General features: G+C 35.2%; 17 protein-coding genes and 1 riboswitch. Of the genes, 9 read left to right on the top strand and 8 right to left on the bottom strand.

Features of this window, described 5'->3' with window-relative positions:
* The first annotated feature begins 114 nt into the window (after window positions 1-114).
* The 4 genes from MHH73_RS01620 to MHH73_RS01605 all read left to right on the top strand — a co-directional run bounded on the left by MHH73_RS01620 (window position 115) and on the right by MHH73_RS01605 (window position 4,618).
* On the top strand, window positions 115-954 hold the full coding sequence (locus tag MHH73_RS01620) for an AraC family transcriptional regulator (protein WP_341069610.1): 840 nt from the start codon (window positions 115-117) through the stop codon (window positions 952-954).
* A 51-nt stretch (window positions 955-1,005) separates the two neighbouring features.
* Window positions 1,006-3,060 carry a HelD family protein gene (locus MHH73_RS01615; protein ID WP_341064184.1) on the top strand — a complete coding sequence of 685 codons (2,055 nt, stop codon included), beginning with the start codon at window positions 1,006-1,008 and terminating at the stop codon, window positions 3,058-3,060.
* Between the two features lie 319 nt (window positions 3,061-3,379).
* Window positions 3,380-3,976 (top strand): TetR/AcrR family transcriptional regulator, encoded by a 597-nt coding sequence (locus MHH73_RS01610; protein WP_341064183.1) that lies wholly within the window; start codon window positions 3,380-3,382, stop codon window positions 3,974-3,976.
* A 30-nt stretch (window positions 3,977-4,006) separates the two neighbouring features.
* Window positions 4,007-4,618, top strand: a complete 612-nt coding sequence (locus tag MHH73_RS01605; protein ID WP_341064181.1) for a GNAT family N-acetyltransferase — start codon at window positions 4,007-4,009, stop codon at window positions 4,616-4,618.
* A 1,014-nt stretch (window positions 4,619-5,632) separates the two neighbouring features.
* On the opposite strand, the gene MHH73_RS01600 is transcribed toward MHH73_RS01605, so the two are convergent.
* Complete coding sequence (locus MHH73_RS01600) at window positions 5,633-6,607, bottom strand: M23 family metallopeptidase (RefSeq protein ID WP_341064180.1); 975 nt, start codon at window positions 6,605-6,607, stop codon at window positions 5,633-5,635.
* Between the two features lie 23 nt (window positions 6,608-6,630).
* Window positions 6,631-6,870: a hypothetical protein gene (locus MHH73_RS01595; protein WP_341064179.1), complete on the bottom strand. Its 240-nt coding sequence runs from the start codon at window positions 6,868-6,870 to the stop codon at window positions 6,631-6,633.
* Between the two features lie 136 nt (window positions 6,871-7,006).
* A riboswitch (TPP riboswitch) is annotated at window positions 7,007-7,111 on the top strand.
* Window positions 7,112-7,215: 104 nt separating this feature from the next.
* Between MHH73_RS01595 and thiT the strand changes: the two genes are divergently transcribed.
* From thiT to MHH73_RS01570, 5 genes are all read left to right on the top strand, one after another.
* Complete coding sequence (thiT, locus tag MHH73_RS01590; protein ID WP_341064177.1) at window positions 7,216-7,794, top strand: energy-coupled thiamine transporter ThiT; 579 nt, start codon at window positions 7,216-7,218, stop codon at window positions 7,792-7,794.
* A 351-nt stretch (window positions 7,795-8,145) separates the two neighbouring features.
* Window positions 8,146-8,703 (top strand): RNA polymerase sigma factor SigY, encoded by a 558-nt coding sequence (sigY, locus tag MHH73_RS01585; RefSeq protein ID WP_341064175.1) that lies wholly within the window; start codon window positions 8,146-8,148, stop codon window positions 8,701-8,703.
* Window positions 8,657-9,016, top strand: a complete 360-nt coding sequence (locus MHH73_RS01580; protein WP_341064174.1) for a YxlC family protein — start codon at window positions 8,657-8,659, stop codon at window positions 9,014-9,016. Before sigY ends, MHH73_RS01580 begins: the two co-directional genes overlap by 47 nt.
* The gene (locus MHH73_RS01575) at window positions 9,003-9,221 is read left to right on the top strand and encodes a sigma-Y antisigma factor component (protein ID WP_191813823.1); all 219 of its coding nucleotides are present in this window, start codon (window positions 9,003-9,005) and stop codon (window positions 9,219-9,221) included. The genes MHH73_RS01580 and MHH73_RS01575 overlap by 14 nt, the downstream gene beginning before the upstream one ends.
* Window positions 9,202-9,516 (top strand): YbjQ family protein, encoded by a 315-nt coding sequence (locus MHH73_RS01570; RefSeq protein WP_191813825.1) that lies wholly within the window; start codon window positions 9,202-9,204, stop codon window positions 9,514-9,516. Before MHH73_RS01575 ends, MHH73_RS01570 begins: the two co-directional genes overlap by 20 nt.
* A gap of 352 nt (window positions 9,517-9,868) precedes the next feature.
* On the opposite strand, the gene MHH73_RS01565 is transcribed toward MHH73_RS01570, so the two are convergent.
* The 6 genes from MHH73_RS01565 to MHH73_RS01540 form a co-directional block, all read right to left on the bottom strand.
* On the bottom strand, window positions 9,869-10,063 hold the full coding sequence (locus tag MHH73_RS01565; protein WP_341064173.1) for a helix-turn-helix transcriptional regulator: 195 nt from the start codon (window positions 10,061-10,063) through the stop codon (window positions 9,869-9,871).
* A gap of 1 nt (window position 10,064) precedes the next feature.
* Window positions 10,065-10,367, bottom strand: a complete 303-nt coding sequence (locus MHH73_RS01560; protein ID WP_341064172.1) for a hypothetical protein — start codon at window positions 10,365-10,367, stop codon at window positions 10,065-10,067.
* A gap of 139 nt (window positions 10,368-10,506) precedes the next feature.
* Window positions 10,507-11,934: an aspartate ammonia-lyase gene (gene aspA / locus MHH73_RS01555; protein WP_341064171.1), complete on the bottom strand. Its 1,428-nt coding sequence runs from the start codon at window positions 11,932-11,934 to the stop codon at window positions 10,507-10,509.
* Between the two features lie 134 nt (window positions 11,935-12,068).
* Window positions 12,069-12,314, bottom strand: coding sequence for a DUF4190 domain-containing protein (locus tag MHH73_RS01550; RefSeq protein WP_341064170.1), 246 nt, complete (start codon window positions 12,312-12,314; stop codon window positions 12,069-12,071).
* A 146-nt stretch (window positions 12,315-12,460) separates the two neighbouring features.
* Window positions 12,461-12,781, bottom strand: coding sequence for a cytochrome C biogenesis protein (locus MHH73_RS01545; protein ID WP_341064169.1), 321 nt, complete (start codon window positions 12,779-12,781; stop codon window positions 12,461-12,463).
* Window positions 12,782-12,791: 10 nt separating this feature from the next.
* Window positions 12,792-12,974, bottom strand: a complete 183-nt coding sequence (locus MHH73_RS01540; protein ID WP_341064167.1) for a hypothetical protein — start codon at window positions 12,972-12,974, stop codon at window positions 12,792-12,794.
* Window positions 12,975-13,036: the final 62 nt, after the last annotated feature.

Raw genomic sequence — 13,036 nt, 5'->3', positions numbered from 1 at the left:
AAAATAAAATGCTGGCATCCACTAGTATATATGTAAGAAAAGAGCAAGAATAATGAAAAGGTCATTAGAGTTTCTTGTTATTATTTGTGAGGGAGGGTAACAGCTTTGAAAAAAGTGAAGCTAATCATGGATACCATTGATTATATCGAAGCTCATCTATCAGAGAAAATGAACCTAGCAGATGTAGCACATGCCTTACATTATTCGAAGTATTATCTGCACAGGGTATTTTCGCAAACAGTAGGTATGACCATTCATGATTATGCGCAACGAAGAAAGTTAACTGAGGCAGCAAAGATGCTTGTATTCTCCGATAAATCTATTCTAGAAATCGCATTGGTTGCTGGTTACGAGAGTCAGCAAGCATTTACCACTATATTTAAAGCAATGTATAAGAAATCACCCCTTCAATACCGTGAGGAAAAAGACTATTATCCATTACAGTTACGATTCCAATTTAATCATGAATGGACTCAGACGAGTAACAATAAAGAATTAGAGAACTTAAGAATAATTAAAGAAGCTACCAAGGATGATGTTCCATCTTGGATGGCTTTTGTAAGCCTCGTAATTGATGGCTTTCCTCACTTGCAAGAAGCAGAGCATAGAAAGGTACTTCAAACATACATTGCGGACAGGCGTGCCTTCATCATGATAGAAAATGGATTAATCATTGGAAATATGTTAATTTCCCACATAAATGGGAGAATTGATTTCCTGGGGGTTCATCCTTTATATAATAAACCAGAGATCATACATCTTTTTATAAAGATGACCGATTTGGCAAATCAGAAAAAAGTCCACATCACGTCTTTTAGAAAAGGAGATAAAGCTGACCTAGGCTACCGAAAAGCATTAATTCAACTTGGTTTTAATGAAGCAGAACTTCTGACTGAATTTGGTTACCCTACTCAGCAAATGGTTTTATACCAACAAGGAGACATACATGATTAAGCTAGTCACACTTTATTTATGAAAACTTAAGCATAAGAAAGGAGTGCTATAATGACATCTGATATATTCCAGGAAGAAAATATACGATTAAAAGAAATGATTAGGCATTTGGAAGAAGAAAAGGATTACATCAATCATAAAATTAAAAAAGATGATGAAGATTATCATGATTTAAAGCATTATTTATCCGAGTTTACTGCTGATCCGATGGAGATGTACCAAAACTATCGGTCTATGACTAATATTGATAAAACAATTGACTTTTACTGTAGTCAATTAAATAAAGTAAAAAAACTTTTAGAATCACCTTATTTTGGTCGTATCGATTTTAGATTTGAGGATGGCGATGAAATAGAAGAATTTTATATTGGAAAGTTCAACTTGGCTGATCGAGATAACGATATTTTAATTTACGATTGGCGTGCTCCGATATCGAGTATGTATTATGAATACGAACTTGGACAAGCTGCTTATGAAGCACAGGTTGGTATGATACATGGGGAAATCAGCCGAAAAAGACAGTATAAAATTAAGGATCAGCAATTGCAGTATGCATTAGAGAGCTCTATGACTATCCAAGATGATGTCCTTCAAAGAGAATTGAGTACAACGTCTGATGATCGAATGAAAACAATTATATCAACCATACAGAAAGAACAAAATAAGATTGTACGAAATGAATCTGCTCATACTCTCGTCATTCAAGGAGTTGCTGGTTCAGGAAAATCAGCCATTGCTCTACATCGCATTGCCTACTTGCTTTACAAGCACAAAGAAAAGCTATCGTCTGATCAGATCACAATCATCTCACCGAATAAAATATTTGCTGATTTTATAGCGAATGTTTTGCCGGAACTGGGTGAAGACCCAATTCGTGAACAGACATTTGATGATATTGCCACAGCTCTTCTTCCAAAGAATATAAAAGCTGAATCTTTATACGAACAAACCAAAAGAATCATAGAGGAACCTCATTCTAACTATACGCTTCGAGTAAAACTAAAATCCTCATTAGCTTTTTTTAAGCAATTGAGCAATTATATAAAGAATATTGATTCAAACATCTTCCAACCGGATGAAAATATGCATTTTGGAGATACGATCATAACAAAGGAATACCTTTTATCAAGATTCCAAAGTTATAATAACCTCCCAGTAAAACAACGGTTGGATGAGTTATCTAATGATGTCTTAGACATTTTAAAGAAGAGTAAAGCAGCAGAAATTAAAAAAATCCCTTCAAAAATAGACTTTAAAAAAAGACTTAGCAGCTATTTAAAATTTAGTGATGCGCAATCTATATATATACATTTCTTTAATGTGATAAATCATGCTGAAGCACTAAATTGGAATAAAGAAAGACTAGAATATCAAGATGTCTTTCCATATATCTATTGTATCTACTATTTCGAGGGGATCGAGTCGTTTGACTTAGTTAAGCATTTAGTTATTGATGAAATGCAAGATTACAGTCCCGTTCATTACGCTGTAATCAATAAAATATTTAGATGCAAGAAAACGATCTTAGGTGATTTTGGTCAAATGTTGAATCCTTTTAGTTTAAATTCGGATCAATCATTCAGTAACATATTTGATAGAATGGAATTCGTAGAACTGAAAAAAAGTTATCGATCCTCTTATGAAATTATCGCTTTTGCGAAGCAATTTATGCCAGATTACTCCATCGAAGCAATTGATCGCCATGGCGAAAAGCCAGAAATCATATCGTATACAAATCAGCACTCTTTGATTGATGAATTACAAAGATTGATCGGCCAGTTCCAAAATAACTCGTTTAATCGTTTAGGTATCATCTGTAAAAGCGAAGCACAAGTAAATCAATTATATGATGAATTAAAACAGTTTTTTACACTTAATAAACTAAGTGATACCAGTGAAACATTTGAACAAGGGATAACCGTAACAACAATCCAATTAGCTAAAGGATTGGAATTTGATGAGGTGCTCATTCCTTTTGCAAATGCTGATGTATATAAATCTAAATTTGACAAAGGCTTATTATATATCGCAGCAACTAGAGCGATGCATAAGTTGACTGTACTGCACCAGAAAAGCGAATTAACTCCTTTAATTAAAAACGAGTAAAAACCGACCCCATTCTATAAATGAACTGCACCCTATCTGTTAGACATGATCTAACAGTGGAGGTGCAGTTTTATTTTGTTTAAGCAAATTGATGAATTGTTGTATCAGCTTGTTCTTATTAGGTCCAAATGTAGTTTTCGAAAAAATATTTTAATGTATCAACAATCGATCTGTAAGGTTAAAGCTATAAGCATTCTAATAATAATATGTTTAGACTCTTACTAATTTCATATGGTTAAAAAGGAAAAATAAGTTATTCGACTACATGGTCAGTTAATGGTAAGATAAGATTAAGAAATAACCCAAGGGGGGATGAACTTTGGCAAGACCTGTAGGACAGACTTCAACTAGGAAAGATATCATTACAGTTGCCCAAGACTTATTTGCAAAAAAGGGATATACAGCCACTTCTATGGATGACATACGTACAAAGATGAATGTAAGCAAAGGAACGTTATATTATCATTTTAAGAAAAAAGAGGACTTATTTCTTGAGTGTGTAAAAGTAGCAGCTGAAGATTGGTTTTTAGAGTGGGCGGAACAATCAAAACAAGTAAAAACTGCTACGGATAAACTATATTTATTAGGAAAAATTTACGCTATGGATACCAAAAATTCTCTTTCAAGTACAATACCAGAATTTTTAGGAGCAGAACACTTTGAATTGAGTGCAATAAAAAAAGAATTATTAGATTTAATAAAGCCCGAATATACAGCGTTTGAGCAAGTTATTCAAGAAGGTATTGAAAACAAGGAATTTAACGAGGGGATGAATAAAGAGAATCTAGTCTTTATTTTATACACTACATTAACAGGACTTAGTGTTGCTCATTCAGTTTATATAGAAGATGACAATATTAAGGTCGAGAACATGTTTAGAGAAGCAATAGCATACTTTATAAACGGCATAAAATAAAGCAGCTTTATTTTATGGGAGGTTACTTTTATGTCAATTAAGATAATAGATTTAAAACGTAAAGACTTTAATAAGGCTAGAAAATTTGCGATTAAAGGAATGAATTTGTCATGGTATACAACGAATGCTGTCGAACTTTATTTTTATAGTTTGTACTTTTGGTATGATGGAATTTCAAAAGCAACCAGAGCATTAGGGGCTTATAAAGATGATGAATTAGTTGGTGTTTTACTCGTCAATATGAAGGGAGAGCAAAAATATTATTCATCATTATGGTCGAAGCTCTTTCTAAAGCTAACATCATCTATAATTAATCAAAATTACGAATCTAGAGGTAGTGAGTACGATCACGTCAACATGAAAATGTTAGAAGAACTAAAAAGAACAGAACAAGTAGATGGGGAATTAAATTTCTTTGCTGTCAATCCAGAGATAAAAGGGCAAGGCATTGGCACAAAATTGTTAAAGGAACTAGAAAAGTTAGAATCCGGGAAAAAAATTTATTTATATTCAGATTCAGGTTCTACCTACCAATTCTATATGCACCGTGGCTTTTTAGAAAAAGGGCGTGAAAATATAAAGGTTGAAGTTGCAAAGGAAGAAGTTCCATTAACCTGCTTTTTATTTAGTAAAACCCTGTAAAATAGATTATGTTGGGAACAAAATAATGATGTGTATAAGAAGAGGAAATTTCTTTTCTACATTATTCAGGTGACCAGTCAGTCGAATAATATTGATAAATCTTTTCTATTAAAAACATTAGTAGAAAACAACAATGAAATAGAATATATATATCGGTGCGGAATTGCAGGTTTAAAATTAGCCTTCTATCTAAAGAAAGCGGGAATTCCAAGTTCAATTAGTTTAATCTTTCTTGCCATGAATGGGTATGATCCAATATCATATGTTGGACTCAATTTTCACTGTACTAGCAAGTGCTATCTTTAGCAACTTTCATACTAAAAAAATTGCACCTCCAATTGTTCGATGTGTCTAACTATTGGGGTGCAGTTCAAAAAGATTGGGGTCTTCTCTTTTTATCAATCAATTGTCACTAATCTCCCCCCCTTTAGCAACATAACTAAGAGAATTCCCTTTATTTAAAGAAATAAAGTAACTATCACCCAACCAGAGCAGACTAATAAAAGAACTATATTATGTGTAAAGAGAGACTATCTAGCGGAAATAACTTAGGTATTACCGTTTTGTTTTACTTGATATGGCTCTATATGCTTTATAGAAATATTAAACAGATTAATGAAGGAGGATTTTTGTTTGAATAACTTATGTTTAAGTCTGGTTCATAGCTTTTCTCAAAAATAAATTATCGAGGAGAGTGTAATTAATGAACGTTAATATAATAAAAAATATACTGAACGAACAGTTTGATTTAAAAATTATTCACATGACACAACTTACCGATCATAATATATCTGCAACCTATTATTTAAATACATCTAAAGGAAGTTACCAAAAGAACGAACTTGAACCACATTACCCAGTTATTAGTTGATGCGTTAAAAAACGGCACTAAGTCTTACGAAAAGAGCAACAATCATTATCAAACCACTTATTTTTGTGATTTAAACAAACGTTTGATTGAATTGTGCGGGCGAGGGAGATCCGTACAAGTGACTCCCTGTAACCGTATTTCCCCTATTTAAATAGCTGGATAATTGCTCGCGGAACGGCAAAAACATAGTCTGCTATTGTCATCGTATTTTCGACCTTGTCGAACTTCTCTTCGAATCGATCACGATATTTCGTTAAATGATTCGTTACGATCTCTCCTTGAATCGGTTCCACACCATTTTTAAAACGAATGCGAACTGATTTTCCTTTACGAAGATCTCCTGAATCCATGATTTGAAAATGGATATGCGCTTCAGATGAGTTGCCTGAGTTCCCACATTTGCCAAGTAATTGCTTTTGAAGAACTTCCTCTCCTTCTTGGACAATGATACTGTCTTTTTTAAAATGAGCAATCATACTATATTCCTTATGCGCATGCTCAATTACAATATAGTTGCCTGGCGGATGCTCTTCATCCATCTGCCCTGGAATATTATCATCAAGACCATCAACCACTTTTATTACTTTGCCATCTTGAGGGGCGATAATTTCCTCTGCAAATGCGTAATAACTCTCATTTTTTTCAGGCCGACCACTATATGTAGAACCATCCTTCACCTTTATTAAATCATACGCGTATCTTTGATGTTCATAAGCGTAATGATAATTAATAAATTCATTTGTACCACCCCAGAATACAAACCATTCATCCATCACTGGCATAATGTATTCATTCTTTGTATAGACCTTATCAGTTTCTGGAAAGACAAAGTAAGGTTTCATATAGAAACTGACAATTGTATTTTTATCATCAAATCCAACCACTACTGCTTTTGCTTTTGAGTGATCTACCCATACGAACTGATCAATACCTAAGACATTCGTCCGTGACATAAGCTGATAACTACGCACACCTTCGTTAAAGGCTGCGCTCATCTCAATAAATTCTGATAATGAAACCATGCCTTGAAACACTTTTGAAGTGGCTTGGTAAATTTCCTTATACTCTGCTCTTAACCAATAATCTATAAACCTATCAGGATCCATTGACCCGACCATACCCTCTACCCCCGTAAGTTTTATTAAGATGAAAAAATTAAACGATTCTCAAGAAATATTTTGCAATTAACAGTAAAGAAACCGCCTATAGTTACTTTAATTCTACGTGAATCTTCTAACTTACCTTTCAAACCTCCCCTTAATGCTAGACCTAAATTTTCATCCTGTAATTCGCCATTTACATACAACTTTTCTCCGTTAATCCAATAATTTTCGATTACTATATGATTTCCATGATGGTTTACTTCAAAAACCTTCTTCATATAAATCACTCCTTGATTATTCTACGACTATCTAGGGAATAAGTTTCACAAATAATCTGTTTTTTCTCTTACCAATAAAAAGATTCTTGAATTCTGAGGAAAGTCATAGTATATTCTTACCGAGGATTAAATTTAATACTTCCACAAGGGGAGCCTAATATGGCTGAGAGTGAGCGAGTTCGTTCTGACCCTAAGAACCTGTTAGATAATGCTAGCGTAGGGATCGTGGTTTTGGATATGAGCAATACTAGGCATCCATCACCGCCTATGTATTGCTTTTTTTCATGACAAAAAGTAATACAGGTTTACTCGTTCGCTTCTCTTTTTCGGAGAAGGAGGAAAAACATGAAACAAAATAAAACACTTTTTATGGTGGAAATCGCTATATTTGCAGCTTTGGCATTATTACTCGATTTTCTTTCGGGACTACTAATGGGTAGATTTTGGCCACAAGGTGGGTCCATCTCACTTGCTATGGTACCGGTTTTCTTAATGGCCTTTCGTTGGGGTATTAAAGGCGGTGTCTTAACGGGCTTACTATTAGGAGGCCTACAAATCTTAACAGGAGCTGTTCCTTTTCATTTCGCCTCATGGATTATTGACTATTTCGTAGCCTTTGCTGTTGTCGGACTCGCAGGCATCTATATGAATAAAGTTGTGCAAAATTATCAAGACGGCCAATTTGCCAAAGCAAATATGTATGTTATTATTGGCGTTTTCTTAGGAAGTTTCTTACGCTTCTTATGCCATTATTTATCAGGCATTATCCTATTTGGCGCCTATGCCCCGGCTGATCAACCTGTCGCACTGTATTCACTCGTATATAACGGAACATACATGCTACCTACCTTTATCGTATGTGCTCTCGTTGTTGTCACACTCTACACAACAGCTAATAAAGTACTTTTGAAAAAAGCATATTAATGACTTAGAGGCTCTGGGGAAACTCAGAGCCTTTTTTCGCAAGATAGGCGAGAAATTCAGTCTACTCGTTCATCAAGAATAATTCCCTATAAAAAAGCATAGCTATGCAAAAACTCAATTTCTGTTGTCGCTCACCCTTCTATTTGCAGATTCATATGCAAGCACTTTGCTAAAATTTCTACATACCAGAGAGATGTTCACCATAAAGAGATACTTTCCAAAACAAGTACCACATAACCACTATCGATCAAAAAGAGCCATTCCATCCTTTTAAAAAAATTTTATTTTTCGTGAACGAAAGGAGAACACTAAACGTCATAATAGTAAATCCAAAGAAAAGGGGGGCAAAGTTTGGAAGAGAAAAAGTGGATTAAAGCAGCGAAAAAAGGCGATAGCCAAGCGTTAGCTCACTTATTTAAAGAGAGTTATCCCCTTCTTGTTCACTATTTAATGAAGCTCACCCTTAATCGAGAAGAAGCGGAGGATTTGGCACAAGAAACGATGACAAAAGCGATTGAAAAATTAAATCAGTTTCAGGGGAAATCGAAATTCTCCACTTGGCTCATATCCATTGGTACAAAATTATATATCGATCAAAAAAGGCGCCAGAAGCGAGCTGATGCTTTTAAAGCACAACATATGCGGAAATTAAAATGGCAGGCACAGTCACAAAATGAGGATTGGGATTTCTTATTAGCTTCTCTCGGTGAATTAGAAGATGAATTAAGAGTGCCGATTATTTTAAAACATTATTATGGCTATGCCTATGATGAGATTGGCAAAATGCTCGGAATCGCTGAAGGAACAGTAAAATCAAGAGTTCACCGCGGAATTAAAACCATTCGAAAGGAGTTGGATGAAGATGAGAAAGGGCCAGGAACAATGGAAAACCCGATCAAACAAGGATGAAGAAGATTTTTCAAAAGAAATAAAGCGTTCTTTTGCAAAGTTTGAGGAAAATAACCCCATCTCTACTCCTAGTAAAGATTGGTTTGAAAAAATGGTCATCGAAGAAAAGGGAGCAGCCAGCAGAAAGTGGCGAAAAGAATTACTCTTATTCAGCGGAATAGCAACACTCATTCTCGTTTTATTTTTTACAACATTAACCCAAATACCAGTTGTCTTTATAACATTACAAGGTCTTACAGTCCTTCTTGTCATTTGTTATACCTTGCTGCAAATCCAAAAACATAGAGAGAAGGTGCAACATGGAGAATATTGATTTCTATTTACTATTCTTTGTAGCTATTATTTTACTATCACAAAGTATCTTTCTATTTACCAATGCGAAGAAAAATGGGATGAATCATTGGTTCTGGGGTATTATCGCCTTAATTCAAGCACCAGTACCACTCATTTTCTATTTCATCGTAAGAAACGTTCGTAGAAAAGAGGAGGATGAATTGAATGATTATCGTGACTACTGAAACGATACCAGGTAAAGAAATTAAAGAGTTAAAGGGTTTTGTAAGAGGCAATTCCGTCCAATCGAAACATATTGGAAAAGATATTGTGGCCGTATTACGTACAATTGTCGGTGGAGAAGTCTCTGAATATACAGACATGATGACTGAATCTCGCCAAAAGGCGATTGGACGCATGGTTGAGCATGCCAAAGAAAAAGGAGCAAATGCGATTATCGGTGTACGTTTAGAAACGTCAGCCATAATGGCCAATGCGAGTGAAATTTTGGCTTATGGTACGGCGGTGTATGTGGAGTAAACAAGATATATATTTGTTGGCTGTCGATTTCTCGACAGCTTTTCTGCGGAGTAACTTATATCTATTCAGAATAAGGATTGGGCAAATTCCTAACCCCTAATTCTAACGCTTAAGCCTCCGCTGCTGAATCATTCTTTTAATATCATAGCAAGCAAATGTCCCACAAATAATAATACCTGAACTAAATAAAAATACTAAAAACCAATTCTCTCCCCAACTGACATAGGCACTATAGAGACAAAGTAACGCAGTGACGAGTGATCCATAATTCGCCTGATACAGCTCTAGTTTTGACCTTTGATTTTCTTCCAGAGATCCTCGACTCCCTTCATTATTGTGTTAACCCACTTTTCTACTCTTCACCCGCAAACAATTCATCTACTGTCGTATCCAATACTTTTGCTAAATTAAACGCCAAGTGCAGTGTTGGATCGTATTTATTATTTTCAATAGCATTAATCGTTTGCCTCGTTACTTTGCAACGTTTCGCTACATCCTCCTGCGATAGTTTCATTGACTTTCTCAACTCACGAATTCGGTTTTTCATCTTAATTACCGTATTTTCTCTTATAAAAAAGTAAAGTGATCAAGTAGATAATACAAATACTTAGTAGAAAGGAAAATGGTGAGATTCCTTCATAAGTGTTGCTTCCCCAGAAAACAGAATAAACCTTCTCCCCCATTTCAATCACTAACCCAACGATAACAACTGCAAAAGAATAAGATTGTGCTTTCATTTTAATTAATTTTTTTCTTTCATCACCAAGTTGAGGTAACGTACTGATCGTATAAAAAATGAGTAGCAAACTTAAAGCTAGCAGAGAAAAAAAGATAATAACAATCCCGTTCAAGATGATTCCTCCTCCAAAAAGTAAAAAGTATTTGACATTTATTATACTAACACCTACCAAAAATGTAAAATACTTTATACATTTTTTATTAAAACAACACAAAAATGCTTAGAGTCATTATCAACTCTAAGCATTAAAATTAATCTCTATTTAACAAAGACACACCCGCAATACCTGGGTTCGTCATTTCGTATGGGTTCAAGATAAGATCCAATTCTTCTTCAGTAAGCACATCGTACTTCAAGCACAGTTCACGAACAGATTTGCCGTTGATGATTGCTTCTCTCGCGATGCGTGCTGCGACTTCGTACCCGATATGTGGATTTACTGCTGTAATGATGCCTGCACTGTTTTCTACATATTCTTTCAAACGCGTTTCATTCGCTTCAATACCTGCTAAACAGTAATCTGTAAAAGCACGGAAAGCGTTGTTCATAATACTGATTGATTGTAATAAATTGAAAACGAGTACCGGTTCCATTACGTTTAATTCTAACTGACCAGCCTCAGAAGCAAGGCAAATTGTATGGTCATTACCAATAACTTGGAATGCCACTTGGTTAATCATTTCAGGCATAACAGGATTCACTTTACCTGGCATGATCGAAGAGCCTGGTTGACGAGCAGGCAATGAAATTTCGCCTAGACCTGCACGCGGGCCTGATGCCATGAGACGAATGTCATTAGCAATCTTAGACATATTCATCATACAGACTTTTAACGCTGCAGAAACTTCTGTATAAGCATCCGTATTTTGTGTTGCATCAACCAGATGATCGGCGCCAACTAGAGGTAGACCCGTAATCTCAGCCATATGTTTAACGACACTTTCAATATAATAAGGGTCTGCATTTAATCCCGTTCCTACAGCCGTTGCTCCCATATTGATTTCATATAAATGCTGACGGGATTGCTGGATTCGTTTAATATCTCTCGTGATTACACGACTGTATGCTTCAAACTCTTGTCCAAGACGAATCGGAACCGCATCTTGAAGATGAGTTCTACCCATTTTAATCACATGATCAAACTGTTTTGCTTTCTCTTTAAATGTCGCAAGCATATGCTCCATCGTTTGTGTAAGTTTTTCCAATGCATTCAATGTAGCAATATGAATCGCTGTTGGGAAAGCATCATTCGTTGATTGTGACATGTTGACATGGCTATTCGGGCTTAAGTGAAGTGCATAGTCTCCTTTATTCTTCCCTAGTAACTCTAGCGCACGATTAGCAATCACTTCATTGGCATTCATATTAATGGATGTCCCAGCGCCGCCTTGAATCGGGTCAACAATAAAGTGATCATGCCATTTTCCTTCAATAATTTCATCAGCAGCCTGTACAATAACATTGCCAAGCCCCTCATATAATCTTTTTGTATCCATATTTGCTAACGCGGCTGCCTTTTTAACCATAGCAATTGCGATGATCAGCTCTTCATGAATGCGATATCCGGTAATTGGAAAGTTTTCAACTGCACGTAAGGTTTGAACACCATAATATGCATCTATTGGCACTTCTTTCGAACCTAAGAAATCGTTTTCAATCCTTACTTTATCATTTGACATTTTTATTTTCGCCTCGCCTATTTTCATCATTTAACTATAGATATCTCATCTCTACTTTAAGACAATATATCTCCTAAATAATAGCACAGTCTAATTCTTTTATAAAGGCGGGGAGCAACAAAGATTTTTTCTGCTTACACACTTGTTAAGAAATATATAATCAGAGAAAAACTTAATAAAATGAGCAGAATAGTATGGAGGCAAATCCCAATCACACTACAAATTCTCCCAGCAGAAATCAACTTTCTTCCTTCAGCTTCTTCAATATTGTGCAATAACTTTGATGCATAGAAGCTACCGAAGATTCCAATGATTAGTCCAATATACGGAGTAATGATAGAAAGTACCCCTAAAATAAGGGAGAAATGAACTTTTAACAAATGCCCGCCTCTTTTCAAAATCAAGCTTATAAGTTCATCTTATTACACGATAGGTCTTTATATACGAAGAGTTTCATTCTAAGAGGTTTTATGGATGAGAATTACACAATGGCATAATCGACCGAGTTTGGCCTCCATCTTCTTTATTAAACAAACACCGGATGGAAATAGATCACCGGCTCTTCATATGGATGGATGTGCTTGATGACGTTTTTCACATCTTCCATCCGACTATATAGGCAACAAAATTCCATCTTACATTCTGTTCCTGATGAGATTTTCCCAATTTGACCTAAGTAAGGATTTGCTTCTTCTAAAGGTCGATAATAACCTTTTACCGCAGAATAGGATATAACATGATCATAATTCCCTACTGTCAAAGTTCCTATGGCATTCAATTCATCTCTTAATCTCACAATATATTCTTCTGGTATTAAAACTTCAACTTTTACATATTCAAATAACATGAAGTTTCACCTACCATTTAAAAGACACGCTTTGAAAAAGTGAAATCGTCAATATCACTGTTGATAAAGTGCCAGCAGTCATCAAAGTAATCAACTTCGAGCGACTATTCTCCGTTTTTAACACTTCATTCGATACCACAAGCCAAATAACGATAGATGCGATTGCAATAATTGATAGCATTCCTGTAGACATCTTTCATCCCCCCCAGGATTTTTGTTAAATTTGCTTCACTCCTATTCTATACGATTTTACAG

The organism is Cytobacillus sp. FSL K6-0265 (genome assembly GCF_038003465.1).
GTDB classification, from domain to species: Bacteria; Bacillota; Bacilli; order Bacillales; family Cytobacillaceae; genus Cytobacillus; species Cytobacillus stercorigallinarum.
The sequence above is the reverse complement of the archived record's forward strand: the minus strand, read 5'-3'. Positions and strand labels throughout refer to the sequence as shown.

Excerpts from the sequence above, each read along its gene's own strand:
- aspA (WP_341064171.1), bottom strand. The coding sequence starts at position 11,934 with ATGTCAAATGATAAAGTAAGGATTGAAAACGATTTCTTAGGTTCGAAA.
- MHH73_RS01540 (WP_341064167.1), bottom strand. The coding sequence starts at position 12,974 with ATGTCTACAGGAATGCTATCAATTATTGCAATCGCATCTATCGTTATT.
- MHH73_RS01595 (WP_341064179.1), bottom strand. The coding sequence starts at position 6,870 with ATGAAGAAGGTTTTTGAAGTAAACCATCATGGAAATCATATAGTAATC.
- MHH73_RS01575 (WP_191813823.1), top strand. The coding sequence starts at position 9,003 with ATGGAGAATATTGATTTCTATTTACTATTCTTTGTAGCTATTATTTTA.
- MHH73_RS01615 (WP_341064184.1), top strand. The coding sequence starts at position 1,006 with ATGACATCTGATATATTCCAGGAAGAAAATATACGATTAAAAGAAATG.
- thiT (WP_341064177.1), top strand. The coding sequence starts at position 7,216 with ATGAAACAAAATAAAACACTTTTTATGGTGGAAATCGCTATATTTGCA.
- MHH73_RS01605 (WP_341064181.1), top strand. The coding sequence starts at position 4,007 with ATGTCAATTAAGATAATAGATTTAAAACGTAAAGACTTTAATAAGGCT.
- MHH73_RS01580 (WP_341064174.1), top strand. The coding sequence starts at position 8,657 with ATGAGAAAGGGCCAGGAACAATGGAAAACCCGATCAAACAAGGATGAA.
- MHH73_RS01565 (WP_341064173.1), bottom strand. The coding sequence starts at position 10,063 with ATGAAAAACCGAATTCGTGAGTTGAGAAAGTCAATGAAACTATCGCAG.
- MHH73_RS01600 (WP_341064180.1), bottom strand. The coding sequence starts at position 6,607 with ATGGTCGGGTCAATGGATCCTGATAGGTTTATAGATTATTGGTTAAGA.
- MHH73_RS01570 (WP_191813825.1), top strand. The coding sequence starts at position 9,202 with ATGATTATCGTGACTACTGAAACGATACCAGGTAAAGAAATTAAAGAG.
- MHH73_RS01545 (WP_341064169.1), bottom strand. The coding sequence starts at position 12,781 with ATGTTATTTGAATATGTAAAAGTTGAAGTTTTAATACCAGAAGAATAT.